At 70.9% G+C, this 25,799-nt stretch carries 22 protein-coding genes; 11 read left to right on the top strand and 11 right to left on the bottom strand.

Annotated elements, in window-relative coordinates:
* Nucleotides 1–139 precede the first annotated feature (139 nt).
* Both EDF31_RS18935 and EDF31_RS18930 read right to left on the bottom strand, forming a co-directional pair.
* Nucleotides 140–1,666 (bottom strand): catalase, encoded by a 1,527-nt coding sequence (locus tag EDF31_RS18935; protein WP_131847515.1) that lies wholly within the window; start codon nucleotides 1,664–1,666, stop codon nucleotides 140–142.
* 50 nt (nucleotides 1,667–1,716) lie between these two features.
* Nucleotides 1,717–2,232 (bottom strand): Fur family transcriptional regulator, encoded by a 516-nt coding sequence (locus EDF31_RS18930; RefSeq protein WP_165901504.1) that lies wholly within the window; start codon nucleotides 2,230–2,232, stop codon nucleotides 1,717–1,719.
* A 169-nt stretch (nucleotides 2,233–2,401) separates the two neighbouring features.
* On the opposite strand from EDF31_RS18930, the gene EDF31_RS18925 reads away from it, so the two are divergent.
* Together EDF31_RS18925 and EDF31_RS18920 are read left to right on the top strand one after the other, a co-directional pair.
* Nucleotides 2,402–3,715, top strand: coding sequence for an acyltransferase (locus tag EDF31_RS18925; RefSeq protein WP_131847513.1), 1,314 nt, complete (start codon nucleotides 2,402–2,404; stop codon nucleotides 3,713–3,715).
* Between the two features lie 148 nt (nucleotides 3,716–3,863).
* Complete coding sequence (locus EDF31_RS18920) at nucleotides 3,864–4,682, top strand: cytochrome c oxidase assembly protein (protein ID WP_131847521.1); 819 nt, start codon at nucleotides 3,864–3,866, stop codon at nucleotides 4,680–4,682.
* Nucleotides 4,683–4,915: 233 nt separating this feature from the next.
* Here EDF31_RS18920 and EDF31_RS18915 read toward each other — a convergent pair whose 3' ends face one another.
* Entirely contained in the window at nucleotides 4,916–6,565 is a 1,650-nt protein-coding gene (locus EDF31_RS18915; RefSeq protein WP_123671983.1) for a DHA2 family efflux MFS transporter permease subunit, read from the bottom strand.
* Complete coding sequence (locus EDF31_RS18910) at nucleotides 6,562–7,176, bottom strand: PadR family transcriptional regulator (RefSeq protein ID WP_111085590.1); 615 nt, start codon at nucleotides 7,174–7,176, stop codon at nucleotides 6,562–6,564. The genes EDF31_RS18915 and EDF31_RS18910 overlap by 4 nt, the downstream gene beginning before the upstream one ends.
* 188 nt (nucleotides 7,177–7,364) lie before the next feature.
* On the opposite strand from EDF31_RS18910, the gene purS reads away from it, so the two are divergent.
* From purS to EDF31_RS18890, 4 genes are read left to right on the top strand one after another with little or no spacing between them, the layout of a single operon-like run.
* Nucleotides 7,365–7,616, top strand: coding sequence for a phosphoribosylformylglycinamidine synthase subunit PurS (purS, locus tag EDF31_RS18905; protein ID WP_017886272.1), 252 nt, complete (start codon nucleotides 7,365–7,367; stop codon nucleotides 7,614–7,616).
* 5 nt (nucleotides 7,617–7,621) lie between these two features.
* The gene (purQ, locus tag EDF31_RS18900; protein ID WP_111085606.1) at nucleotides 7,622–8,317 is read left to right on the top strand and encodes a phosphoribosylformylglycinamidine synthase subunit PurQ; all 696 of its coding nucleotides are present in this window, start codon (nucleotides 7,622–7,624) and stop codon (nucleotides 8,315–8,317) included.
* A gap of 35 nt (nucleotides 8,318–8,352) precedes the next feature.
* Nucleotides 8,353–10,734, top strand: a complete 2,382-nt coding sequence (purL, locus tag EDF31_RS18895) for a phosphoribosylformylglycinamidine synthase subunit PurL (protein ID WP_243650153.1) — start codon at nucleotides 8,353–8,355, stop codon at nucleotides 10,732–10,734.
* Between the two features lie 16 nt (nucleotides 10,735–10,750).
* The gene (locus EDF31_RS18890; RefSeq protein ID WP_165901503.1) at nucleotides 10,751–11,671 is read left to right on the top strand and encodes a 2-hydroxyacid dehydrogenase; all 921 of its coding nucleotides are present in this window, start codon (nucleotides 10,751–10,753) and stop codon (nucleotides 11,669–11,671) included.
* Between the two features lie 137 nt (nucleotides 11,672–11,808).
* On the opposite strand, the gene EDF31_RS18885 is transcribed toward EDF31_RS18890, so the two are convergent.
* Together EDF31_RS18885 and EDF31_RS18880 are read right to left on the bottom strand one after the other, a co-directional pair.
* The gene (locus tag EDF31_RS18885; protein WP_131847509.1) at nucleotides 11,809–12,912 is read right to left on the bottom strand and encodes a beta-propeller fold lactonase family protein; all 1,104 of its coding nucleotides are present in this window, start codon (nucleotides 12,910–12,912) and stop codon (nucleotides 11,809–11,811) included.
* A complete protein-coding gene (locus tag EDF31_RS18880) occupies nucleotides 12,909–13,244 on the bottom strand; it encodes a chorismate mutase (RefSeq protein WP_123293629.1) in 336 nt (111 codons plus the stop codon). The genes EDF31_RS18885 and EDF31_RS18880 overlap by 4 nt, the downstream gene beginning before the upstream one ends.
* 60 nt (nucleotides 13,245–13,304) lie before the next feature.
* On the opposite strand from EDF31_RS18880, the gene EDF31_RS18875 reads away from it, so the two are divergent.
* Complete coding sequence (locus tag EDF31_RS18875; protein ID WP_123293628.1) at nucleotides 13,305–13,709, top strand: DUF1304 domain-containing protein; 405 nt, start codon at nucleotides 13,305–13,307, stop codon at nucleotides 13,707–13,709.
* 131 nt (nucleotides 13,710–13,840) lie between these two features.
* On the opposite strand, the gene EDF31_RS18870 is transcribed toward EDF31_RS18875, so the two are convergent.
* Nucleotides 13,841–14,848 carry an iron-siderophore ABC transporter substrate-binding protein gene (locus EDF31_RS18870; protein ID WP_131847507.1) on the bottom strand — a complete coding sequence of 336 codons (1,008 nt, stop codon included), beginning with the start codon at nucleotides 14,846–14,848 and terminating at the stop codon, nucleotides 13,841–13,843.
* 58 nt (nucleotides 14,849–14,906) lie between these two features.
* On the opposite strand from EDF31_RS18870, the gene EDF31_RS18865 reads away from it, so the two are divergent.
* Nucleotides 14,907–15,773, top strand: a complete 867-nt coding sequence (locus EDF31_RS18865; RefSeq protein ID WP_131847505.1) for a shikimate dehydrogenase — start codon at nucleotides 14,907–14,909, stop codon at nucleotides 15,771–15,773.
* A gap of 20 nt (nucleotides 15,774–15,793) precedes the next feature.
* On the opposite strand, the gene EDF31_RS18860 is transcribed toward EDF31_RS18865, so the two are convergent.
* From EDF31_RS18860 to EDF31_RS18850, 3 genes are read right to left on the bottom strand one after another with little or no spacing between them, the layout of a single operon-like run.
* Nucleotides 15,794–16,747 carry an SDR family NAD(P)-dependent oxidoreductase gene (locus tag EDF31_RS18860; protein ID WP_131847503.1) on the bottom strand — a complete coding sequence of 318 codons (954 nt, stop codon included), beginning with the start codon at nucleotides 16,745–16,747 and terminating at the stop codon, nucleotides 15,794–15,796.
* A 34-nt stretch (nucleotides 16,748–16,781) separates the two neighbouring features.
* Nucleotides 16,782–17,168: a YchJ family protein gene (locus EDF31_RS18855; protein ID WP_123293625.1), complete on the bottom strand. Its 387-nt coding sequence runs from the start codon at nucleotides 17,166–17,168 to the stop codon at nucleotides 16,782–16,784.
* Nucleotides 17,169–17,177: 9 nt separating this feature from the next.
* Complete coding sequence (locus EDF31_RS18850; RefSeq protein ID WP_123293624.1) at nucleotides 17,178–17,603, bottom strand: organic hydroperoxide resistance protein; 426 nt, start codon at nucleotides 17,601–17,603, stop codon at nucleotides 17,178–17,180.
* A gap of 241 nt (nucleotides 17,604–17,844) precedes the next feature.
* Here EDF31_RS18850 and EDF31_RS18845 point away from each other — a divergent pair, with 241 nt between their 5' ends.
* The 3 genes from EDF31_RS18845 (at nucleotide 17,845) to EDF31_RS18835 (ending at nucleotide 20,019) form a co-directional block, all read left to right on the top strand.
* Nucleotides 17,845–18,531: a hypothetical protein gene (locus EDF31_RS18845; protein ID WP_131847501.1), complete on the top strand. Its 687-nt coding sequence runs from the start codon at nucleotides 17,845–17,847 to the stop codon at nucleotides 18,529–18,531.
* A 3-nt stretch (nucleotides 18,532–18,534) separates the two neighbouring features.
* The gene (locus EDF31_RS18840; RefSeq protein ID WP_131847499.1) at nucleotides 18,535–19,161 is read left to right on the top strand and encodes a hypothetical protein; all 627 of its coding nucleotides are present in this window, start codon (nucleotides 18,535–18,537) and stop codon (nucleotides 19,159–19,161) included.
* Between the two features lie 117 nt (nucleotides 19,162–19,278).
* Nucleotides 19,279–20,019 carry an SOS response-associated peptidase gene (locus EDF31_RS18835; RefSeq protein WP_131847497.1) on the top strand — a complete coding sequence of 247 codons (741 nt, stop codon included), beginning with the start codon at nucleotides 19,279–19,281 and terminating at the stop codon, nucleotides 20,017–20,019.
* Between the two features lie 114 nt (nucleotides 20,020–20,133).
* Here the strand turns inward: EDF31_RS18835 and EDF31_RS18830 are convergent, their stop codons facing one another.
* A complete protein-coding gene (locus EDF31_RS18830; protein ID WP_165901502.1) occupies nucleotides 20,134–25,647 on the bottom strand; it encodes an Ig-like domain-containing protein in 5,514 nt (1,837 codons plus the stop codon).
* Nucleotides 25,648–25,799 lie beyond the last annotated feature (152 nt).

The following is a 25,799-nucleotide window of genomic DNA, read 5'->3' as shown; positions in this document are numbered from 1 at the left end:
AGGCACGACTCGAGGGCATGAGCCCGGTTCAATACCGAGCTCACGCCCTCGCGGCCTAATCTGACTTCACGGTCCAACAAACCGGGACCAGTTCACAGCTGGCACCGCGCCTCCCGTCCGTCAGGTGGTGGAGCGGGGCTTACGCCTCGACCGCAACCGTCTCCGGGTTCTCGTTCGAACCCGGCGCGCTCGGCACGACCGCGGCGCGCACGCGCGCACCCAGGTCGGCGTCGACGTTCGTCCAGTACGCGAACACGCGCTCGCGCAGGTCGTCGCGCGTCACCTTCGAGACGTGACCGGCGATGTTGCCGACCAGGCGCTCACGGACAGCGTCGTCGAGGACCTCTCGGACGAGCGTGCCGGCCTGGCCGAAGTCGTCGTCCTCGGGGTGGAGGGTCGCGGCGGACCGCTGCAGCGCGCCGTCCGACTCCCAACCGGGCACGTCGTCGGTCGCGGACGGGTCGGCGTGCGCGCCACCGAGCGAGTTCGGGGCGTACACCGGCACCTCGGACTTCTGGAAGTCGAAGCGCATGGCGCCGTCCTTCGAGTACGAGTGCACCTCGTTCTTCGGGGCGTTCACCGGCAGCTGCGCGTGGTTGGTACCGACGCGGTAGCGGTGGGCGTCCGCGTAGCTGAAGATGCGCGCCAGGAGCATCTTGTCGGGGCTCGCCGCGATGCCGGGCACGAAGTTCGACGGCGCGAACGTCGCCTGCTCGATCTGCGCGAAGTAGTTCTCCGGGTTGCGGTTGAGCTCCATCGTGCCGACCTCGATGAGCGGGTAGTCCGCGTGCGGCCACACCTTCGTCAGGTCGAAGGGGTTGAACCGGTACGACTCGGCGTCCGCGTAGGGCATGATCTGCACCTTGAGCGTCCAGCGCGGGAAGTCGCCACGCTCGATCGCGGCGTGCAGGTCACGGATGTGGAAGTCCGCGTCCTCACCGGCGATGCGGTCGGCGTCCTCCTGCGTCAGGGTCTTGTGGCCCTGCTCCGTCAGGAAGTGGTACTTCACCCAGAAGCGCTCACCCTCGGCGTTGATCCACTGGTACGTGTGCGACCCGAAGCCGTCCATCTCGCGCCAGCTCGCCGGCAGGCCACGGTCGCCCATGAGCCAGGTGACCTGGTGCGCCGACTCGGGCGACAGGGTCCAGAAGTCCCACTGCATGTCGTGGTCGCGCAGGTGCGATCCGGGCAGACGCTTCTGCGAGCGGATGAAGTCGGGGAACTTGATGCCGTCGCGGATGAAGAAGACCGGGGTGTTGTTGCCGACGAGGTCGTAGTTGCCCTCGGACGTGTAGAACTTCAGCGCGAAGCCACGGGGGTCGCGCCACGTGTCGGGCGACCCCTGCTCGCCGGCGACGGACGAGAAGCGCGTGAGCATCTCGGTCTGCTGGCCCGGCTGCAGGAACGCGGCGCGGGTGTACTTGCTGACGTCCTGCGTGACGGTGAAGGTACCGAACGCTCCGCCGCCCTTCGCATGGACGACGCGCTCCGGCACACGCTCGCGGTTGAACTGGGCGAGCTTCTCGACCAGGTAGTGGTCGTGCAGCGCGAGGGGGCCGTCGGCCCCGACGCCCATCGAGTGCTCGTCGCTCGAGACGGGAGCGCCGGAGTTGGTCGTGGTGGTGGGGGTGCCGGACGGGGTGCCGGTCGTGTTCTGGTCGGACACGGTTCCTCCTTGGGTGGAACGGTTGGTTCGGTCAGGGGTGCTCGGGTGGTTCAGGGGACGCGCGGGGCGTCGGGGGCGTCTGCGCTTGCGCCTGCGTCAGGGGCGTCTGCGCTTGCGCTTGCGTCGGGCGCGTCTGCGCCCGCGTCGTCGCGCTCGGCCGCGGCGCACCGCTCGCAGATGCCCCAGTAGGTGACCTCGGCGGTGGTGACGGCGAAGCCGTGCGCGTCCGACGGGGTCAGGCAGGGCGAGTGCCCGACGGCGCAGTCGACGTCCTCGATCGCGCCGCACAGGGTGCAGACGATGTGGTGGTGGTTGTCACCGGTGCGTCGCTCGTACCGAGCGGGGCTGCCGGCCGGCTCGATGCGTCGGACGAGGCCGACGCCGGTCAGCGCGGCGAGCACGCCGTACACGGCCTGGTGGCTGGTCGTCGGGAGTTCCGCCGTGAGCGCCGTGACGATGTCGTCGGCGGTGGCGTGCGGCATCGATTCGGTGGCCCGCAGCACCGCGAGTCGCGGCGTCGTCACCCGGAGGCCCGAGGTGCGGAGCAGATCGGCGTCGGCGTCCATGCTGAGCCTTTCTTTTGCAGGAATCAAGACAACGTGGCCACTGTACACGAGCTTCTGCCGACGGTCAGCGCGATGACGCATGCCGCTACCGGAATACGAAGTGTCACGATCCGGTCGCGATCAGCTGGGACGACCCTGGACCGACCGCTCCGCACGCTAGCGTCCGGACATGTCCACGAGCCAAGGTCTGCCTGAACAGGCGAACAGTGCACCGGACGTCCGGGGGATCATCGCGAAGCGGGACCTGGTCGTCGACCTCATCCGGACGGCCTGCGTCGTCCTCGTCGTCATCGTGCACGTCACGATGGTCGGCGTCGCCGCCGACGACCAGGGGGTGCGGGTGACGAGCCCCCTGCAGGAGCTCCCGTGGTACGTCGCCGCCACCTGGGTCGGGCAGGTGATGCCCCTCTTCTTCGTGGTCGGCGGCTTCGCGAGCGCAGTCGGCTGGCGCAGCACCGTCGCGCGCGGTGCGCCGAGCCCCGCTCGCGACTACCTGGCCATCCGCCTCGTGCGCCTGTTCCGGCCCGCGGTCCCGCTGTTCGTGTTCCTCGCGCTCGGGCTCGGTGTGGCCACGGCCGTCGGCACCCCGCCGGACCTCCTCGCCGAGGTCGCGTTCGGCATCGGCTCACCGCTCTGGTTCCTCGCCGCGTACGGCATCACGCAGTGCTGCGTGCCGCTGATGATGCGCCTGCACGAGCGGGCACCGTGGGCCACCCTCGGCGTCCTGCTGCTGCTCGCCGGAGCGGTCGACGCGGTCCGCCTGGCCACCGGGGTCGCCGAGGTCGGACTGCTCAACCTCGGACCGGTGTGGCTCTTCGCCCAGCAGCTCGGGTTCCTCTGGGCCGACGGCTGGTTCGCGCGGCGGTCGAAGGCACTCCTGCTCGCGGTGGCGGTCGCCGCCTACGCCCTGCTCGTCCCGACGACCTCGATCGGGCTGTGGGCACCGGACATGCTGCAGGACCTCAACCCGCCGATGCTCCCGCTGGCGTTCCTCGCGATCGCACAGGCCTGCCTGGTCCAGCTCGTGCACGCCCCGCTCACCCGCCTGATGCGCACCAGGACCGCGCTCGGCGCCGTGTTCGTGCTCGGTCGGGACGGCATGACCATCTACCTGTGGCACCTGCCGCTCTTCATCGCGCTGAACGGGGTCGCCCTGCTGATCGGGGTGCCGTTCCCGACGCCGGGCTCCGGTCCGTGGTGGGCGTCCCGTGTCGTCGCACTGGTCGTGGTGCTCGCCGTCGCGCTCGGGGTCGCTCGGGCGCTGCGCTGGTTCGACCGCCCGCTCCCCCGCCTGCTGGCCTCGGCCGACCGTCCGTCGTGGCCCGTCGTCGCCGTCGCGGCGGTCTGCACGATCGGTCCGGCGTTCCTCGTGATGCAGCTGCACCTGTCGTTCGGGGTCGCGGTCATCGGCGCCGTCGCGGTGCCGATCGGGGTGTGGTTGCTCTCGCGGACCACGCCGGCCAGGGGCGTCACCCGGATCTGAACCGGTTCTCACCGATCGGAGCCGCTCGGGTCTGCGCCGGCACACACGCCGGGCAGAGGATGGCACGAGGCCGATCCGCAGGAGGCACCCGACGCCGTCGACACCCGAGTTCTGGAGCACCTGGCGGTTCGATCCCCTGTCCGCGGTGATGATCGTCGTCGCCGCGGTCGCCTACGGCTGGTGGGTGGTCGGCGCCGCACGTCGCGGCGCACGCTGGCCCTGGTGGCGCACCCTCGCGTTCGGCGCGGCACTGGTGCTGTTCGGGATCCTGCAGTTCGGCATCGTCGGCGTGTACGACCAGCAGCTGCGGTGGGCGTTCGTGCTGCGGTCCGCCCTGCTCTTCTTCGCGGTCCCCACCTTCGCCGCGCTCGGTGCGCCCGTGTCGTTGCTCCGGACAGGAGGCCCGGATCGCCTCACGCACGCCGCCGACGCCGCCATGCGGTCGCGTCCAGTGCGCCTGCTCGGCAACGCGATCGTCGCGCCGCTGGTCGCCCTCGTCCTGTTCGGCCTGTTGCTGACACCGTTCGCGGCGACCCTGCGGGGATCGTCCGTCTGGGCCGTCGTGATCACGGTGACGGTCCCGATGCTCGGGTTCGGGCTGCTCGCACCGCTGTCCGAGCCCGGGGTGCTGCGGTCGTCGACGTTCGTCACCGCGGAGTTCCTGCTCGCCTTCGTGGAGCTGATGATCGACGCGGTGCCGGGCATCGTGCTCCGGATCACGAACCACGTGCTCGACGGGTCGGTGGTGCAGGCCGTGGGGCAGCCGTGGTTCCCGTCGCCGCTGCGCGATCAGCACCTGGCGGGCGACCTGCTGTGGTTCATCGCCGAGGTGGCGGACATCCCCGTGCTCATCTCGCTGTTCATCCGGTGGCAGCGGACCGATCGCCGCGAGGCCCACGCCGTCGACGCCCTGACCGACGAGCAGATCGACGAGCTGACGCGGGCGCACCTGCAGCGCCGGGGTTGAGCGCGCGGGCGGGGCGCCGACCCGGAACGACGACCTCGATGTCGTACGACGTCGAGGGTGTCGCACCCCCGCGGCCGCAACTGTTGCAGACGCGGGACTGCGACGAACCCGTTGTCGTACGACGTCGACCGTGTCGCACCCCCGCGGCCGCAACGACTGCGCCGGGACCCCGGCTACACGCGGGCCCCGGGCCGCTCGTGGGAGCAGCCCGGGGCCCGGGTGGTCGGCGCGGGTCAGGCGTCGGCGTGCTTGCCGTGGTGGTCGATGGCGGCGAGCTCGGCCTCGGCCGTCGCCGGAGCAGCGGCCGCAGCGTGCACGCCGTGCTCGGTCGGCTTCGCGTCGCCCTCGGCCGGCGCAGTGCCCTCCGCGTCGGGCTGCGCGGTCACGCCGCCGGTCTGCTGCCAGGCGACGGTCTGCTTCGGCTTCGCCAGGAACAGCGCCGCCACGATCGCCGCGATGAGCACGATCGCCGGAAGGAACAGCGACTCACCCATGGCCCGCGAGAACGGCTCGAGCAGGAACCCGGGCAGTCCGCCGACCTGCTGCTCGGCACCACCGGCGGAGGTCCCACCGGTCGAGGCCGGGAAGTTAGCGGTGATCCGGGCCTCCATCAGCGCCGCGATGCCGGCCGAACCGAGCACGGCGCCGATCTGACGCGTCGTGTTGTAGACGCCTGAGCCGGCACCGGCCAGCTTCGGCGGCAGGTTGCGCGTCGCCGAGACCGACAGCGGACCCCACATGCAGGCGTTGGCGATGCCGAGGAGCGCGCTCGGCAGGAGCACCCATCCCCAGTCGGCACTCGACGACAGCAGTGCGCCGAACCAGAACAGCCCGGCCGAGAAGCACGCGAGGCCGAACGCGGCGACCCAGCGCGGGTTCCACCGGTTGAGGTTCTTGCCGACGAGCGGTGCGAGGCCGGCGGACAGCACGGCCTGCGGCACGAGGAGCAGTGCCGCCTGGGTCGGCGAGAACCGCAGGACGTCCTGCGCCCAGAGCATGATCGGTAGCGCGAACGAGGCGATCGCGACACCGACGGCCGTGATGGCGACGTTGGCCAGGGTGAAGTTGCGGTCCTTGAAGAGGCCGAGGGGCAGCAGCGGCTCACCCTTCTGCACGCCCTGCCAGACGACGAACCCGGCGAGCACCACGAGCCCGACGATGATGAGCGACCACACCGAGATCGGTCCGGCGATGACGCCCCAGTCGTAGGTCTCGCCTTCCTGGATGCCGAAGACGAGCAGGAACAGGCCGGCCGCGGACAGGAAGATGCCGAGGTAGTCGAAGCGGTGCCCGTGACGGTCGAACGACGGCACGAAGCGCTGCGCGAGGACGAACGCCACGACACCGACGGGGACGTTCACGAAGAAGATCCACTCCCAGCCGAAGCCGTCGACGAGCAGGCCGCCGACGATCGGGCCGACGAGCGAGGCGACACCGGCGACGGCGCCCCAGAGACCCATCGCGGCACCGCGGTTCTGCGGCGGGAAGATGCGCGTGATGACGGACATCGTCTGCGGGCTCATCATCGCGGCGCCGAGACCCTGCACGACGCGGGCCACGATGAGCATCTCGATCGAGCCGGCGAGACCGCACCAGAGGCTGGCGAGCGTGAACACCACGAGGCCGATCTGGTACATGACCTTCGGGCCGAAGCGGTCACCGAGGCGGCCGGTGATGAGCAGCGGCACGGCGTAGGCGAGCAGGTACGCGCTCGTCACCCAGATCACGGAGTTGATGTCCGCGTCGAGCTTCTGGGCGATGGTGGGGGTGGCGACCGACACGATGGTCGAGTCGACGAGGATCATGAAGAAGCCGACGACGAGCGCCCAGAGGGCGGGCCACGGCTTCTTCTCGGTCGTCCGCGGAGGCGTGACGGTGGTCATCGAGTGGTGTCCTTGCTGTTCGTGGGGAAGTCAGTGTCTGTGGGGACGGCCGGGCCGTCCCAGGGGAGGTCGCCGCTGGCGATGCGGTCGACGGTGGTGCTGAGCCACTCGATCTGCGCGGCGAGCATCGCACGGACGTACGACACGTCGAGCCAGTACCGCTCGGTCAGCTGCTTGGCCTGCACGCGCTGGAGTGCCTGGTCGTAGTCGTCGCGCTCCTGTTCGAGTGCGACGATCCGGGCCCGGACGGCATCGACCGCCTCGGTGTGCGGCAGGTTCTCGAGCACGGAGAGGGCCAGGTGGAACTCCGGGTACTCGTCCGCGGGCTCCGCCACCATGCGGCGGAGGCCGTCCGCGAGTGCCGCGCGGCCGGCGTCGGTGATCGTGTAGGTGGTGCGTTCCGGCCGGTTGCCGTCGCGGTCGGTGCCCACGACCTCGGCGAACCCGAGCTCGGCGAGGCGGCCGACCTGGTGGTACAGGGTGCCCGGGCGGACCTTGACGTTCCGCTCCTCCTGCCGGTGGACCATCGTCTGGAACATCTCGTACGGGTGCATCGGTGCCTCGTTCAGCAGGTCGAGCGCGGCGAACGCGAGGGGCGTGAGCGACGCCATGCGGGCCTCCTGACGGATCGCTGCGACAGTCTCCGGACTGGACTATTCGACTTCGAATATACGGAGTCGAACACAGGTGAGCAAACGCACAGCAGGTTCTCCACAGGAGGCCCGGATCCGTCCCGGCGTGTCGCGCGCGCCCCGTAGACTGGTCGCGTCCCCCACCCCTGAAGCGCTGGAGAGAACACGTGCCAACGATCGTCGTCGAGGTCATGCCCAAGGCCGAGATCCTCGACCCCCAGGGCAAGGCGGTGGGCAACGCCCTCGCCCGTCTGGGCAAGGCCGACCTGACCAACGTCCGCATCGGCAAGCGCTTCGAGGTGACCGTCGACGGCCCCGTCGACGACGCCAAGCTGGCCGAGGTCCGCGACATCGCCGCCGACGTCTTCTCGAACGCGGTCATCGAGGACGTCGTCTCCGTGACCGTCGAAGGTCAGTGACCCGGATGCGCATCGGCGTCATCACCTTCCCCGGCTCCCTCGACGACCGTGACGCCCAGCGCGCGGTCCGTCTCGCCGGTGCCGACCCCGTCGCCCTCTGGCACGGCGACCACGACCTGCAGGGCGTCGACGCCATCGTGCTGCCCGGCGGGTTCTCGTACGGCGACTACCTGCGCGCCGGAGCGATCGCCGCGAAGGCGCCGATCATGGCCGAGGTCATCGACGCCGCCGGCAAGGGCATGCCCGTGCTCGGCATCTGCAACGGCTTCCAGATGCTGGCCGAGGCCCGCCTGGTGCCCGGGGCACACACCCGCAACGCGCACCAGCAGTTCATCCGCCGCGACCAGAAGCTCCGCGTCGAGACCACCTCGACCGCCTGGACCTCCGGGTTCACCGCGCAGCAGGAGATCACGATCCCGCTCAAGAACGCCGACGGCCGGTTCGTCGCCGACGCCGACGAGATCAAGCGCATCGAGGACAACGGCCAGGTCGTGTTCCGCTACGTCGGCGTGAACCCGAACGGGTCGATCGACGACATCGCGGGCGTCTCGAACGAGCGCGGCAACGTCGTGGGCCTGATGCCGCACCCCGAGCACGCGACCGAGCCCGGCTTCGGCCCGGACACCGCCGCTGCCATGGCCTCCGGCACGGACGGCCTCACCTTCTTCACCTCCGTGATCGAGTCGACGCTCGTCAAGTGACGGCCGCGACTCCAGTGACAGGGAACGACAACACCGTGACGACTTACGTGCGCCCGAAGCCCGACACCGTGCAGGATGCCGCGGCGACTCCCGACAAGGACCAGCCGTACGACGCGCTCGGCCTGAAGCCGGACGAGTACGCCCGCATCAAGGAGATCCTCGGCCGCCGCCCCACCTCGGGCGAGCTGGCGATGTACTCCGTCATGTGGTCCGAGCACTGCTCCTACAAGTCCTCGAAGAACTACCTCCGTCAGTTCGGCAAGAAGGTCACGCCGGAGATGACGAAGAACCTGATGGTCGGCATGGGCGAGAACGCCGGTGTCGTCGACGTCGGCAACGGCTGGGCGGTGACCTTCAAGGTCGAGTCGCACAACCACCCGTCCTACGTCGAGCCGTACCAGGGCGCCGCGACCGGCGTCGGCGGCATCGTCCGCGACATCATCTCGATGGGTGCCCGCCCGGTCGCCGTGATGGACCAGCTCCGCTTCGGCGCGATCGACCACGAGGACACCGCACGCGTCGTGCACGGCGTCGTCGGTGGCATCTCGTTCTACGGCAACTGCCTCGGCCTGCCGAACATCGGCGGCGAGACCTACTTCGACCCGGTGTACCAGGGCAACCCGCTCGTCAACGCCCTGGCGGTCGGCGTCCTGCGGCACGAGGACCTGCACCTGGCGAACGCGTCCGGAGCCGGCAACAAGGTCGTGCTGTTCGGTGCCCGCACCGGTGGCGACGGCATCGGCGGCGCGTCGATCCTGGCGTCCGACACCTTCACCGAGGGCGGCCCGACCAAGCGTCCCGCCGTCCAGGTCGGCGACCCCTTCGCCGAGAAGGTCCTGATCGAGTGCTGCCTCGAGCTGTTCCAGAAGGAACTGGTCGAGGGCATCCAGGACCTCGGCGCCGCGGGCATCTCCTGCGCCACGTCCGAGCTCGCGAGCAACGGCGACGGCGGCATGCACATCTCGCTCGACGACGTCCTGCTGCGCGACCCCACGCTCACGGCCGAAGAGATCCTGATGTCGGAGAGCCAGGAGCGCATGATGGCGGTCGTCCGCCCCGACAAGCTCGACGAGTTCCTCGCCGTGGTCGGCAAGTGGGAGGTCGAGACCAGCGTTCTCGGCGAGGTCACCGGCACCGGCCGTCTCGTCATCGACTGGCAGGGCCAGGAGATCGTGAACGTCGACCCGCGCACCGTCGCCGTCGACGGCCCGGTCTACGACCGCCCGGTCGCCTACCCGACCTGGATCGACGCACTGCAGGCCGACAGCGCGGCGTCGCTCGACCGTCCGGCCGACGGCCCCGCGCTCAAGGCGCAATTCCTCAGCCTGCTCGGTTCGCCGAACCTGGCGTCGAAGAACTGGGTCACGAACCAGTACGACACCTACGTGCTCGGCAACACGGCCCTGTCCTTCCCCGACGACGGCGGCATGATCCGCGTCGACGAGGAAACGGGGCTCGGTGTCGCCATCGCCACCGACGCCAACGGCCGCTACTGCCAGCTCGACCCGAAGCAGGGTGCTCGTCTGGCCCTGGCCGAGGCGTACCGGAACGTCGCCGTCACCGGTGCCGTCCCCGCCGCGGTCACCGACTGCCTGAACTTCGGCTCCCCCGAGAACCCCGAGGTCATGTGGCAGTTCTCCGAGGCGGTCGAGGGCCTGGCCGACGGCTGCATGGAGCTCGGCATCCCGGTCACCGGCGGCAACGTGTCGTTCTACAACCAGACCGGCTCGACCCCGATCCACCCGACCCCGGTCGTCGGTGTGCTCGGTGTCATCGACGACGTCGCCAAGCGCGTCCCGTCGGGCTGGCAGGACGACGGCCACAACATCTACCTGCTCGGCACCACGAGCCTCGAGCTCGACGGGTCGGCCTGGGCCGGCACGGTGCACGGCCACCTCGGCGGTCGTCCGCCGGCGGTGGACCTCGGTCGCGAGAAGGAGCTCGCCGAGCTGCTCTTCGCAGCGAGCGGCGAGCAGCTGCTGACGAGTGCGCACGACCTGGCGGACGGTGGCCTCGGCCAGTCGCTCGCCGAGTCGGTGCTCCGCTTCGGCCTCGGCGCCCGCGTGGTCCTCGACGAGCTCGAGTCCCGCGACGGCGTCGACACGGCGACCGCGCTGTTCTCCGAGTCGACCGGTCGCGTCATCGTGACCGTCCGGCGCGAGGACGACGTCCGCTTCCAGGGCCTGTGCGACGGTCGGGGCTTCCCGGTCCTGCGCATCGGCGTGACCGACGCCACGTCGAATGCGCTCGAGGTCCAGGGGGCGTTCACGGCGACGCTCGACGAGCTCCGCGGCACGCACAACGCGACGCTGCCGGCCCGCTTCGGCGACGTGATCGTCGAGGACGTCACCGAGGGGTACGTCGGCCGTGGGCCGCTCGACTCCGACGGTGCGTTCTCGCCGCGCACGGACTCCTAGGCCCGGCGGACACCGCGTGCCCATCGTCACCTTGCCCTTCGCGGAGCTCGTCGACCGGTTCGGCCCCGTGCCGGACGGCATCGAGCTGGACGTGTGGGACGTCGAGGCGCCGTACGGTCGCCCGGACGACGTCGCCATCACGTTCCTGCCGTTCTACTTCGGTGGACGGCACCGCTGGCAGTTCGTGCACGACCTGCCGGCGCTCGAGCTCCTGCAGCTGCCGAGCGCCGGCTACGAGCACGCGGTGCCGCACGTGCCCGGTCACGCCCAGCTGGCGAACGGTCGGGGGATCCACGACGACGAGACCGCCGAGCTCGCCGTCGGCCTGGCGCTGACCTCGCTGCGTGAACTCGGGGCGTTCCAGGCCGATCGCGCCAACGGTGTCTGGGACGCCCGGAAGACCCGTTCCCTGGCCGACCGCCGGGTCACGGTCGTCGGCTACGGCGCGATCGGGTCGGCGATCGCCACCCGCTTCGAGGCGTTCCGCACCGAGGTCACCGTCGTGGCCCGCACCGCTCGCGACCAGGACGGTCGCCACGTGCACGCGTTCGGCGAGCTGCCCGAGCTCGCACCGACGACGGACGTCCTCGTGCTCATCGCGCCGCTGACGGACGAGACCGAACGGCTGGTCGACGCCGAACTGCTGGCCGCGCTGCCCGACGGCGCCCTGGTGGTGAACGTCGCTCGCGGCAAGGTCGTCGACACCGATGCACTGGTGGCGGAGCTGCAGTCCGAGCGGCTGTTCGCGGCGCTCGACGTCACCGACCCCGAGCCCCTGCCCGACGGCCACCCGCTGTGGACGACGCCGAACACGGTCCTCACGCCGCACGTCGGGGGCAACACCGACCTGAGCGTCCCGCGGTCGATCGAGCTGATGCGTCGGCAGGTCGCCGCGCTGGCCGAGGGTCGCCCGTTCGAGAACCTGATCGAGCGCTAGCGACCTGTCGGAACACGCCGTCGTCTGCGCACGACGCCTCCGTGTCGACGAAACGCCCCCGGGTTCAGCGGCGTCTCGTGAACATGGAGGCGTTGTCGCAACACGACGGCGTCAGGCGCGCACCAGCAAACCGGCGGTCAGAGCGGGACGATGCACGTCGGGGTCCCGACGGCGATCTGCTCCACGGCCTCGCCCGGCACACCGTCGGCACCGATCGGCAGCACGGCGATGGCGTCCGACCGCTCGTTGGCGACGAGCACGTACCCGGGCACCCGGGCGAAGTGCCGCGGCCAGGCACCCCCGCACGACGCGGACCCGACGAGCGTGAGCCCGCCATCGGCAGCGTCGAGCACGACGATCAGGTCTCGGCCACGGACGGCGACGGTCACGAGTCCGGCGTCGTCGACCTCGATGTGGCTGAGGAGCGACTCCCCCACCGCACCCTCGAACGTCGGGGTAGAGGCGATCGTCACGAGCGAGCCGGACTCGTCGCGGCGGAGTCGGTGGACCGCGCCGTCGAGCTCACCGGCGACGAACAGGTCGCCTGCGTACCAGGCCAGGTGCCGCGGGCCGACGCCGGGCGCCACGTTGTGCACGCGCAGCGCCTCGAGCGTGGGGACGCCGTCGGCCGACACGGTCACGCGGAACTCGTGCAGCGCGTCGCCACCGAGGTCGGCGACGAGCACCGTGCCGTCCGGCGTCGCGACGGACTGGTGCGCGTGCGGCGCATCCTGCCGGTCCTGCACCGGGCCGGTGGCGGCGGGCAGGGTCGCGACGGCGATGGCCGAGGCGGGGACGGCGAGCCGGTCGGTTCGGCCGTGCACGCCGTCTGCGGGCAGGACGACGCCGTCGCTCGCGAGCACCGAGGCGGAGAACGACTCGGCCGCCGCCAGGGACACGGCGGTGACGGTGCCGGAGACGTAGTTGGTGACGATGAGCGCCCCGGACGGGTCGACCCGCAGGTGGCACGGGGCGTCACCGCCGGCGGAGGCGTCCCACAGGTGTTCGAGCGCGCCGTTCTGCATCCGGAAGGCGGAGACGCCGCCGTCGTTCGTCTCGGACACGGCGTAGACACGGTCGCCCGACACGGCGAGGAACGACGGATCGTCGAGCACCGCGACGGTACGAGCGACCGCGCCCGCGCTGGCAGCGCCGCCGTCGACCAGGGAGATGCCGGTCGCGTTCCCGCCGCCGGTGGCGGTGTAGGAACCGACGAGCAGGGTCGGCAGGTCGACGCTCATTCGTCGCGCCCGGCGATGCGCTCGTGGTGGTGGATGACCTCGGCGACGATGAAGTTGAGGAACTTCTCGGCGAAGGCAGGGTCGAGGTGCGCCTCGGCGGCGAGGCTCCGGAGCCGTGCGACCTGGATCTGTTCGCGGTCCGGGTCGGCGGCGGGCATGCCCGATTCGGCCTTCAGGTGCCCCACCCGCTGGGTGTACTTGAAGCGCTCGGCGAGCATGTGGATGACGGCGGCGTCGATGTTGTCGATGCTCTGCCGGATGCTCCGGAGTTCGGCGACAGCCGTCGCTTCGGCCGTCGCTTCGGGCTCGGGCGGGGTGACGTCGTCGCTCATGCCCCGAGCCTACTGGCGGACGCGCAGCCGAACCCCGCCGACGCCTGCGAGAATGAGCACATGTCGGTCTTGCTCGTGATCTCGGGCGTGTGTGCGGTCCTCGCTGGCCTCGTCCACGTGTACATCTGGTTCCTCGAATCCATCATCTGGACGAGCCCACGCGCCCGCAAGGTGTTCGGCATCGCGACCGAGACCGAGGCCGACGCGACCCGCTCCCTCGCCTTCAACCAGGGGTTCTACAACCTGTTCCTGGCGATCGGCGCGATCCTCGGTGTCGTGCTGGTGCTGGCGGGCAACACCGCGACCGGCTGGACCCTCGTCGTGTTCTCGACCGCGAGCATGCTCGGCGCCGCGGTGATCCTGGTCGGCTCCGGCCGCAAGTACGTCAACTCCGCGTTCAAGCAGGGCACGCTCCCGCTGATCGCGCTGCTCTTCGCCCTGCTCGGCTCGAGCTTCCCGGTCTGAGCCGTCTGCGCCGCCTGAGCCGTCTGAGCCGTCTCGACCAGACCGTCAGCCCCGAACACCCCGCAAAAGCGACAGGGTGCCGCCGATGTTCGGCGGCACCCTGTCGCTTTCGCGGGTGAAGACCGGCCAGGTCAGCCGAGCTTGCCCTCGAACTGGGCCGGCAGCTTGTCGAGCGCCCACTCGATCGCAGCGGTGGTGCCCATCGAGAACGCCGACGACACGTCCTTGTCGTCGAAGACGATGTAGTGGCCAGCCTCGACGGACGGCACCTTCTGGAACAGCGGGTCAGCCTCGGCCTTCGACGCGTCGACGTAGATCGGTAGGACCAGCGTCAGGTCGGCGTCGAGCAGGTCGAGGTTCTCGTCGGACAGCGTGACGGAGAACGCCTTGCCGGCTTCCTTGTCGATGGCCGACGGGATAGTGAACCCGAGGTTCTTCATGAACGACGAGCGGCTGTCGGTGGAGGCGTACGCCCCGAAGCCCTCGGAGCTGTACGCACCGACGACGGCGGTCTTGCCCTCGAAGTCCGGGTGGGCCTTGCGCGCCGTGGCGTAGGCGTCGTCGAGGTCGGAGAGCAGCTTCTTGCCCTCGGACTCCTTGCCGAGCGCCTTCGCGATCATCGTGGTCTGCTGCTCGGTCGAGGCGAGGTAGTTCTCGCCGCCCTTCGGGATCGCGACGGTCGGCGCGATCGCGGACAGCTTGTCGTAGCGGTCCTTGTCACCAGACGACTTCACGTCGAGGATCAGATCGGGGTTGAGCTTGAGGATGTCCTCGTAGCTCGGCTCGAGCGTCTGGATGATCTTCGGCGACTTCGTGTACGCGTCCTTGAGCCACGGTCCGACGCCGTCGCCACCGAAGGCGAGCCAGTCGCTCGCGCCGACCGGCTGCACGCCGAGCTCGAGCGCGGTCTCGGCGTCACCCCAGCCGAGTGCGACGACGCGCTTGGGCTGCGAGTCGATCGTCGTGGTGCCGAGGCCGGTCGCGATGGACACCGGGAAGGCGCCGTCGGACGAGCCGGACGACGCAGTGTCGGTGGACGAACCGGAGCCAGAGGCACAGCCGGCGAGGACGAGGGAGGCTGCGACGACGGCACCCGCAGCGGCGAGGACACGTCGGAGACGAAGGGATGAGCGGATCACGAAGGGTAGCCTAACCTAACGGGGCGTACAGGAAATCAGCTGGATAGGCTGGGTGACCGTGGCCGTCCCAGATCCAGACCGCACGCGCCTCGCGGTGCTCGGCTCCCCCATCGCGCATTCGCTCTCCCCGACGCTCCACGAAGCGGCCTACGCTGCGCTCGGGCTGGGGTGGTCGTACGGGAGGCACGAGGTCGCGTCCGGCGGGCTCGACGCGTTCGTCGCGGGGCTGGGTCCCGAGTGGCGCGGGCTGAGTCTCACGATGCCGCTCAAGCGCGAGGTGCTGCCGCTCCTGGACCGCACGACCCCGCTCGTCGACGAGCTCGGGGTCGCGAACACGGTCGCGTTCCGACGCGAGGGGTCCGCCGTCGTCCGCGCGGGCGCCAACACCGACGTCCAGGGACTCGTCCGCCCGGTCGAGGCCCTCGGACACCTGCCCGGCGAGGCGACGATCCTCGGTGGCGGGGCGACCGCGGCGAGCGCCCTCACGGCGGCGGTGCGGCTCGGGGCGTCGCTCGTGCGGGTGTTCCTGCGCGACACCGCGAAGGCCGGCGCGCTCGTGGAGCTGGCCGTTCGCCTCGGCGTCTCGCTCGAGGTCCTGCCGCTCACCGACCTACCCGGAACCCGCCACGGGTTCGTCCTGTCGACGCTGCCCGGCGGCGCCGCCGACCCGCTCGAGCTGGTGCCGTCGGGGTCGGACGCCGTGCTGTTCGACGTCGCCTACGAGCCGTGGCCGACCGCCGCCGCGTCGCGCTGGGCCGATGCCGGCGGCCGGGTGCTGAACGGCCTCGACATGCTCACCGAGCAGGCCATCGGGCAGATCCGTTTCTTCCTGACCGGTGACGAGGACGAACTCCTCCCCGACGAGGCCGCCGTTCGCCGTTCGATGCGCACCGCCGTCGGCCTGCCCGCCGTCATCAGCAACTAGCCGACGCCGGCGCACCGCGGTCAGCCGCGGGACCGCGCCTCGGCGTCGAGCAGGGCGACGGACACGTCCCACAGCCGGTCGGCCTGGTCCGGGTCGAGCGCCCAGGGCAGCACGCCGTGCAGGCCGTCCTCGATCCGCTCCACCACCGCTGCTTCGTGGCAGTCCTCGAAGTAGCGACCCGTGACCCCGTCGAGTTCCGGTGCGGTGGCGAGCAGGACCGAGGTCGCGGCTCCTTGCTCCGAGGTCTTCACGGCGTCGGCGGCGGCGATCTTCGTGGCGGCGAGGACCTCCGGGTCCCAGTGCTTCTGCAGCCCGGTCCAGATCCCGCCGGGCATCAGGGCGTTCGCGGTGATGCCGTCGGCGGCCCACCGCCGGCCAGCGGCGACGGCGAACAGCACGTTCGCGGTCTTCGACTGGCCGTAGGCGAGTCCGGGTTCGTAGGGACGCCGGCGGAAGAACAGGTCGTCGAACACGACGGGCGAACCGCCGTGGCCGCTCGACGACACCGAGACGATGCGGGCCGAACCCGAGGCCGCCAGGGCGTCGTGCAGCCCGAGCGCGAGGGCGAAGTGCCCGAGGTGGTTCGTGGCGAACTGCGCCTCCCACCCGGCGGGCGTGTACGACTCGGGCGCGTCCATGATGCCGGCGTTGGCGACGAGGACGTCGAGCGGCCCCGACCACGCTGCGGTGAACGCCTCGACGGAGCCCGGGCGGTCCAGGTGCACTTCGGCGACGGCCGGTGCGTCGGTTCCCGTCGACCGGGCGATGTCGTCCGCGACCCGTCGGCCGGCGTCGACGTCCCGCACGGCGAGCGTCACGCGCGCCCCGGCACCGGCGAGTGCTCGGGCGGTCTCCACCCCGATGCCGGACGCGGCGCCGGTGACGACCGCCGTGCGTCCTGTCAGGTCGAGGCCGTCGACGACCTCGGCGGCCGTGGTCCGGTCGCCGAAGCGGGTGAGGTCGCGTGCGGGCATGTCGACTCCTGTCAGCTGGCGTGGTGCGGAGCCGTCAGGCGACGACACCGTCCACGTAGAACCATCGTCCCTGCTCGCGGACGAACGCGCTCGTCTCCTCGAGCGTCCCGCGGTCGTCGTCGGAACGCCACCACGCGCGGAACGCGACCGTGCCCTGGGAGTCGAACGGGCCTCCCGAGGTCGTCGTCAGGACGTCCAACCGGGTCCAGCGCTGGGACGCGTCCAACTCGAGGGCCGCCGGACGGGTGCGCGGGTGCCAGGTGAGCAGCAGGTACTCCGGCAGGCCCAGCGCGAACGCGCTGAAGCGTGAGCGCATCAGGCGCTCCGCGGTCGGCGCGGCCGCGCCGCGGTGCAGGGGGCCGCAACACTCGCCGTAGGGGTTGCCGCTCAGGCAGGGGCAGCGCGTCTCGTCGGTGACCACGCCGGAACGCTAGTCGACGATCGACAGCGCGACGGTGATGTTGCCGCGGGTGGCGTTCGAGTACGGGCAGATCTCGTGCGCGCGCTCGGCCAGGCGCTGGCGCTGCTCCTGCGGGGCGGCCGGTGCGTAGACGTCGAGCTCGACCGCCAGGCCGAAGGTGCCGTTGCCGGCGCCGCCGATGCCGACCTCGGCGGAGACCTCGGCGCCGGTGGTGTCGAGGTCGAGTTCCTTGCCCGCGGCGTGCAGTGCACCGAGGAAGCACGCGGCGTACCCGGCGGCGAACAGCTGCTCGGGGTTGGTGCCCTCGCCGCTGCCGCCCATCTCCTTCGGCGGGCGGGTGTCCAGGTCGAGCCGGTCGTCCTCGCTGCGGACGTGCCCGTCGCGGCCGCCTCCGGTGGCGTGGGCGGCTGCGGTGTAGACGATGTCGAGACTCATGGAGCCGAGGTCATCGCGCCCACCTGGACGTGTGCTGCGCGTGCCCGGGGCGCCGGGGCCGGGCGCCCGCGCGTGCCCGCGCCGCCGGGCGTGTCCGCGGCGTGCCGCGGGGTGCCCGCGGCGCACTTCGTGAACTTCGTGAGCAGAAATGGTCGGGCCCCACGAGCGCACTCGACCATTTCTGCTCACGAAGTACCGAGCGCCCGAGCCACGACGCCGCGCGCCCGGGTAGACATGACACGTGTTCAAGATCGGGTGGCAGGTGTACCGGGAGCGACTGCCCGCTCTCGTCAGCGTGCAGCGCCGCCGCCGCATCGTGGTCGTCGGCGTGATCGTGGCCGTCGTCGCGCTGGCGGGACTCGTCGTACTCGGACTGTTCTTCGACGACGGCTCCGTCCCCGTCGCCGCTGCGATCATCGTGGCGGTGCTGTTCGCCTCCGGCATCGGACTCATCGGCACGTGCTTCGTACCGGTCGGGCCGAAGGGCTGGAACGTCCCGCCGATCCCTGGCATCGGCTGGCGTACCCAAGAGGCGATCGCCCGTTACTACCGCCGCAACCCTCCCGCGGTCGACCCGAAGCACCGTGACGCCGTCCTGCACGGCATGCCCGAGACCCGCGACCTGCTGGTCCGGGCAGCGTTCCGCGGGTACCTGCTGCTGGGAGGGTGGGGACTCGCGTTCCTCGCGACCGTGCTGCTCAACGTCTTCACGATCTCGACGAACGACGACATCGTCGGTCTCTCCGCGGTCTGGATCCTCATCCCGGCGACCGGTGCCGTCACCGCCATCGGGGGCATCCGCACCCTCGGCCGTCAGGAGCAGCTGCGCGTCGAGGCCGAAGCCCTCCCGCCCGTCCCACCGGCGCCGCCCGCCCGCGGCCGGCCCGGCACCCCGAAGGGCAGCAAGCTCTCGCTGCCCGGAGACTGATCCGTGTTCGCACTCGGTTGGCGGATCTTCTTCCGGCACGTCGACGACGTGCTGGACCCGCGTCGTGTCCGCCGCGCGGCAGCGTGGTCCGGCGCAGCAGCCGTGGTCGCGTTGGTCGGCATGCTCGTCCTGGAGGCCCGGCTCGGCTGGACCGCACAGCCTCCGCTCCGCAGCGTGGCGGCCATCGTGCTGCTGGCGGCCGGCGTGGGCCTGCTCACGTTCGCGTGCTTCCCGACGCGGCGCCCGCCGGACCCTTCGGCGACGATCAACGGGCGGCAGGTGCGGGCCTCGTGGCAGAACTCGGTGCGGACCTCGGTGCAGCCGTACCTGCAGCGGCGACCATGCCCCGTTGCACCCGAGGACCGAGAGGCCGTCCGCACCGACACGGTCCTGCTCCGCCGCGGCCTGATCGGCACGCTCGCCCGCGTCACCCCGCTGCTGGGGGCAGGGGTCGCCGCCGTCGGTGCTGGCCCGTTGCTCGACGTCGCGCCCTGGTGGCCCGTGGTGTCCGTCGCGCTCTACGTCCTCGTGCTGCCCGAGTACGTCGTCCGCCTCGGCCGCTCCGAGCGCGCCCGGGTCGCCGCCGAGGCCGCCGAGCCGCTCGAGGTCCCCGCCGGGCCGACTTCGTGAGCAGAAATGGTCGGCTGGCGTGACGGGACCCGACCATTTCTGCTCACGAAGCGGGATACGGGGCACGGGAACAGCACCGGCCGCGCGACTGTCGGGGGCACGGGGCACACTGGGAGGATGTGTGGAAGGTTCGTCGTCTCCGACACCACGGCCGATCTGTTGCCCGAGCTCCTCGGTGAGCTCGCCGACCGGACCGAGCACGTCGACCAGGACACCGGCGTCGTGGGGACGGGCCTGGTGCCGAGCTGGAACGTCGCCCCGACCGACCCCGTGTACGCCGTCCGCCAGCGGCACGGCGAACGCGAGCTGCCGCAGATCAGCTGGGGCTTCGTGCCGAGCTGGGCGAAGGACTTCCAGAAGCAGCGCCCGAAGCCGATCAACGCCCGCATCGAGACGGTCGCGACGAGCGGCATGTTCAAGCGGGCCTTCGCGACGAACCGCTGCATCGTGCCGGCGCAGGGCTACTACGAGTGGGTGGTGCGCGAGGACGGCAAGGAGCCCCACTTCGTCCACGAGCCCGGCGGTGCCCTGGCGATGGCCGGGGTCGTGAGCGCCTGGCCGGACCCGACGAAGCCCGAGGGCGACCCGGACAAGTGGCGGCTCTCGCTGGCGATCATCACGCGCGACGCCCACGTCGCTCCGGGCGAGGTGCACGACCGCATGCCGGCGTTCCTGACGCCCGACGGCTACGACGACTGGCTGCGCGGCGACGCCGACGGGCTCGGCACCGCCGACCTGCTGGCACTGCTCGACCACGAGTCGCTGACGGTCGCGGCCGGCCTGGAGCAGTACGAGGTCGCCCGCACCGTGAACAGCGTGAAGAACGACGGCCCGCAGCTCATCGACCCCGTGGCGTAGCCGGCGGTTCGACGCGCGACCGGGCGCGCACGCGACCGGGGCGGGAAGACGGGAGGCCCGGATCACGTGCGCCGTGCGGCTGACGTGATCCGGGCCTCCCGGTCGATCCCGGTGTTACGGACGCGCGCTGCGACGGATGCCCGGCGCCGCTGCTTCGTCGGCGGTGCGCCGACGCATCGAGAGCAGCACACCTGCCAGGATCAGGGCGAGCGCTCCGAGGCCCAGGCCGACCAGGCCGGTGGTGCCGGTGAACGCGAGCTCCGCGACGTGGACCGCGGCCGCGACGCCCGTCGGGTAGGTGACCGTGATGGTCGCCGTGACGGTCTGGCCCTCGGTGTCGGTGACGGTGTAGCCGACGAACAGGGTGCCGGTGTGGCCCGCTGCCGGGGTGAACACGACCTGTCCGTGACCGACGGTCCAGGTACCCTCGCCGTCGACGACCACCGTGTCGACGGGCTTGCCCGTCTTCGGGTCGATCAGGTGCAGCGTCGCCGTCTCGAAGGCGGCGCCGCCGGTGCCGGAGTCGTTGTCGAGCGGGTCGATCCTGACCTGGTGCCCGACGGTCCCGGTGGCGGAGTCGTCTGTCGCGACCGCGGCGGCGACGACCGTCATCGTGGCGGTGGCGGTGGTGGTCTGCCCCGAGGCGTCCGTCACCGTGTAGGTGAAGGTGTCCGTGCCGGTGAAGCCGGCGGCGGGGGTGTAGACGTACGCGCCGGTGGGCTGGACCGTCACCGTGCCGTGGGCCGGCTTGCGGGCCAGGGCGGCGCTGAGGCCGGTGCCCTGGTCGTTCGCGAGCAGACCGTGGGCGGCGTCACGCGTGACCGGGGTGCCGGCGATGGTGTGGCCGGCGTCCTTCGTCGCGTCGATGCCGACGGTGACGGTGACGGTGGCGTCGACCTGCTGACCGGAGGCGTCCTGCGCCCGGTAGGTCACGGTGTCGGTGCCGGAGAAGCCCTTCGCCGGGGTGTAGACGAACGTGCCGTCCGCGGCGATCGAGACCGTGCCGTGCTTCGCCGTGCCGGAGGTCACGACCGTCAGGTCGGTGCCGTGGTCGTTGCCGAGCACGCCGGGGCCCGAGACGGTGACCGGCTTGCCCGCCGTCGTGGCGGCCTTGTCGTCCACTGCCGTCGGGGTGACGTCGATGACGACGAGCGCGAGGGCGGTGTGTCCCTCGGCGTCGTTCGCCGCGTAGGTGAACCAGTCACGGCCGGACCAGTCCGCCGGCGGCGTGTAGACGTACGACCCGTTCTTCGCCAGCGCGAGCCGCCCGTGCTGCGGCTTCGTCTCCACCGATGCCCACAGGTCGGAACCGGAGTCGCCGACGAGGACGCCGTTGGCGGTGGACGTGCGCATCACCTGGTTGGTGGGCATGGTGTGCCACTGGTCGACGGCGGCGATGCCGACGAGGACCGTCACGGACGCCGTCGTGGTCTGGCCGGAGCCGTCGGTGACGGTGTAGGTGAAGGTGTCCGTGCCGGAGAAGCCCTTCTTCGGCGTGTAGACGAGCGATCCGGGCTCGGTGCCCTTGGTCACGGCGCCGTGCACGGCGTCGCCGTGGCCGTGGCCGGTGACCGTGAGCGTGGCGCCGTGGTCGTTGCCCGTCAGGGTGGTCCCGGTGATCGGCAGTGCCGTGCCGGCGGTGGTGTGCAGGGTGTCTGCGACCGCGACGGGTGTGACCGTCACGGTGACGGTCGCCTTCTCGGTGCCGCCGGTCGGGTCGGTCACCGTGTAGGTGAAGGTGTCGGTGCCGGAGAAGCCGTCGGTCGGCGTGTAGGTGACGGTGCCGGTGATCGCGGCGTTGCCGTGACCGGGCTTGGTGACCGCGGTGACGGCGAGCTCCGTGCCGGAGTCGTTGCCCGTGACCGAGACGTCGACCGGGGTCGAGGCGGTGGTGGTCGCGGTGTCGGCGACGGCCTTCGGGGCGACGACGATCGTCACGGTGCCGGTGGTGGTCCCGCCGGCGCCGTCGGTGACGGTGTAGTCGAACGAGTCCGGACCGGAGTAGCCGGGCTTCGGCGTGTAGGTGTAGCCGCCGTCCTCGTCGACGACGACGTCACCGTGCGACGGGTCGGTGTTGTCCGTGACGTGCAGGTCGGTGCCGGTGGCGCCGTCGAGCACGCCCTTGTCGGCCGGGACGGTGATGGAACCGTCGGCGTCGGTGGTCGTGGAGCCATCCGCCGTGACGGGGGTGACCCGGACGGAGACGGTGCCGGTGTTCGTGAGGCCGTTGCGGTCGGTGACCGTGTACGTGAACTCGTCGGTGCCCGAGAAGCCGGGCTTCGGCGTGTAGGTGACGGTGCCGTCGTCGTTCCGGACCGCGGTGCCGTTCGTGCCGCTCTTGCCGACGGGGATGTCGAGGACGGACAGGCCGGTGCCGTGGTCGTTGCCGGTCAGGTCGGCGGAGGTGACCGTCGTGCTGCCGCCTGCCTTGACCGTGATCTCGTCCGGCTCGGTGCCGGGCTCGACCGTGATGGTCACGACACCCGTGGCCGTCCCGCTGGAGGGGTCCTTCGCCGTGTAGGTGAAGGTGTCCGTGCCCGAGAAGCCGTCCTTCGGGGTGTACGTGTAGGACCCGTCCTCCGCCAGCTCGAGGTCGCCGTTCGCGGGCTCGAGGTCGACCGTGGCGGTGAGCTTCGCGCCCTCGTCGTTCCCGAGCACGCCCGTGCGGTCGTCGCCGTCCCCGCCCACGGTCAGCGTGGTGCCGGCGGTGGCGGTCGCGGTGTCCGGGGTGGCCATCGGGCCGACGACGACGGTGATCGTGCCGGTCGTGGTCTGGCCGGAGTCGTCCCGCACCGTGTAGGTGACGGTGTCGGTGCCCGAGAAGCCGGGCTTCGGCGCGTACGTGATCGTGCCGGTGGTCGGGTCGATCGCGACGTCGCCGTGCGTCGTGCCGTCGGCGTCCGCCACGACGGCCGCGTCGGTGACGGTCAGCTTCGTTCCCGTGTCGTTGCCGGTGAGCGTCTCAGGCGCGATGGTCAGCGTCTCGCCGGACTTCGTCGACACGGTGTCGCCGTTCGCGACCGGCTTGACGGTGACGGTGACCGTCGCCGGGCTGGTGGTGACCTTCGAGCCGTCGGTCACGGTGTAGGTGAACGAGTCGGTGCCGGAGAAGCCACCCCTCGGCGTGTAGTCGACGGTGCCGTCCTCGGCCACCACGGCGGTGCCGTTCGCCGGACCGGTGACGATCGTGGTGACCAGGTCCGTGCCGCGGTCGTTGTGCTGCACGTCGACGTTCACCGGGGTGCCGGCGCTCGTCGTCGTGGTGTCGTTCGCGATCGTCGGGTTGACCGTGATGGTCACCGTGGCGGTCGTCGGCGCACCGGCGGTGTCCGTCGCGGTGTACCGGAACGAGTCCGTGCCCGAGAAGCCGTCGGCCGGCGTGTAGGTGATCGCACCCGTCGCCTTGTCGAGGGTGAGCTCGCCGTGCGCGGGCTTCGTGTTCGACGAGATCGTCAGGCCGGTGCCGAGGTCGTTGCCCAGGACGCCGGTGGCGCGGGTGTCGGCGGTGTAGGTGTTGCCGGCGGCGACGCGGACGGTGTCGTCCTTCGCCAGCGGAGCGACGTTCACGGTCACGGTCACGGTGTCGGTCCCCCCGGTGCCGTCGGTGACGGTGTACGTGAAGGAGTCGGGGCCGGAGTAGCCGGTGGCCGGGGTGTACGTGTAGCTGCCGTCCTTCGCGACGACGACGTCACCGTGAGCGGGCTTGGTGTTGCCGGTGACCGTCAGGTCTGCGCCGAGGTCGTTGGCGAGCAGGCCGGGGGCGGTGCCGGGGGTGGTGGCCCCCGCCGTCGCGGTGATCGTGTCGGCGACCGCGGTCGGCAGCACCGTGATGGTGACCGTGCCGGAGATCTCCGCGCCGTCGCCGTCCTTCGCCGTGTAGGTGAAGGAGTCCGGGCCGGAGTAACCGGCGGTGGAAGTGTACGAGTACGAGCCGTCCTTCTCGACGGTCAGGTCACCGTGGGCGGGCTTCGTGTTGCCCGTGACCGTCAGGCCGGTGCCGTGGTCGTTCGCGAGCAGACCCGTCCCGGCGTCCGCAGTCGCGGTCTGGCCGGCGTGCACACTGAACGCGTCGTCGGTGCCCGCCGGGGCGACGGTGATCGTCACCGTGCTGGTCGACGTCTGGCCGGAGGAGTCCTTCGCCGTGTACTGGAAGGTGTCCGTGCCCGAGAAGCCGGCGGCCGGCGTGTACGTGTACGAGCCGTCGGGCTTCACGGTCGCGGTGCCGTGAGCGGGCGTGGTGTTCGACACGACGGACAGGCCGGTGCCGCTGTCGTTCGACAAGACGCCCTTCGCGGGCACGGTCAGCGTGGTGCCGTTCGGCGTGTTGCCGGTGTCCGAGGTCGTGGTGACGTGGACGGCCTGCATCGTGTTGGTGAAGGTCACGACGATGTCGGTGCCGTCGGCGGTCGTGGCTGCGGGGAACGTGAAGGTGCCGGTGTTGCCGTTGCCCTTCGCGATGACCGCATTGGTCCCCTGGTCGACGGCCTTCCACGTGGTGTCGTAGTTCGCCATGTCCGTGGTGCCGTCGGCGGTCTGCGTGACCGTGTAGTCCTTGTTCGGCGTGGTCAGGACCGCGCCCGCCTTCTGGGCCTGGATTCCCGTGGCGCTGCCGCTCGTGGTGCCGGTAGTGCCGTCGTTCGGGGTGATGCCGCCGCCGGTGATCGACAGCTTGAACTGGTCACCGCTGTTCCAGCGCTTGTCGACGCTCGACTCACCAGTGACGGTGTCGGCGTAGTTGCAGCTGGCCAGGTCGCTGGCTGCGTAGTCACCGACGATGCGGAAGTTGCGGACTTCCTTGCCCGACGTGGGGTCAAGCTGGAAGATCGTGGTGGTCGGGACCCGGTTGGTCGTCACCGTGTTCGAGACGTACAGGAAGCCGTCGGAGGAGAACGCGATGCCGGGGCTGTTGGTGGTGGACGGCAGGGTCGCGATCTCGGTCGTCGTCATCGCCGTGTTGCCCGACGTCGTCGGGACCTCGTTCGTGTTCACGCGGTAGACGTGGTTCGCCGCGACGACGAAGAACAGTCCGCGGGAGCTGAACGCGAAGTCGCCGTTCGCGTTCGCGGTGTCGGCGGCGTTCCGCGTGGCGAGGCCGTTGATCTGCCCGACCTGACCCAGGTACTTCGCCGGCGTCGTGTCCGTCGCGGGGCGGTACGCGCCGAGCCAACCGGTGCCGTCGCCGTAGTAGTAGATGCCCGTTGCCGGGTTCACGGCACCACGGATCACTGACCGTGTCGTGTCGGTCGCGACCGGGTCGCTGGCGACACCCGTCTTCGGGTCGTACTGACGAAGCGTCGCGGTCCCGCCGTTCGCTGCGGCGAACATCGAAACGCCCTCGCGCGAGATGCCGAGACCGTTGTTCGCGCCCGCACCGAGGTTCGTGACGTCCGCGGTCTGACCGACCTTGGACTCGTCCGAACTGATGTCGACGGCAACTACCTTGCCGGTGCTGTCGATCGCGTACAGCGTGTTCTGCGGGTAGCAGACCAGCGCACCGTTCTGGGTCGCATCGACGGCCGACGCCGGCTCGGCCGCGATGACCGCCGTGGTCGTCGAGAGACCGGCGCCGACGAGCAGCGCGGCACCGAACAAGGCGACGGTTCGGACGCCGAAGCGGCGTCGAGGCACAGCGGTGCCCTGGTTTCCAGGCAGCATGATCACTTTCGGGTCGAGATGATGCGGGCGCTGATCAACGGCCGTCGGTTCAGGGTGAACGGTCGTTGGCGCCGGGTCGATACTGGCAGGTCTCGATACCGAAGTGGGGACGGAACGGGTCCCCA

Origin of the sequence: Curtobacterium sp. PhB142, from assembly GCF_004341255.1 — a bacterium.
Taxonomy (GTDB): domain Bacteria; phylum Actinomycetota; class Actinomycetes; order Actinomycetales; family Microbacteriaceae; genus Curtobacterium.
This window is presented reverse-complemented; position numbering and strand designations above follow the sequence as displayed.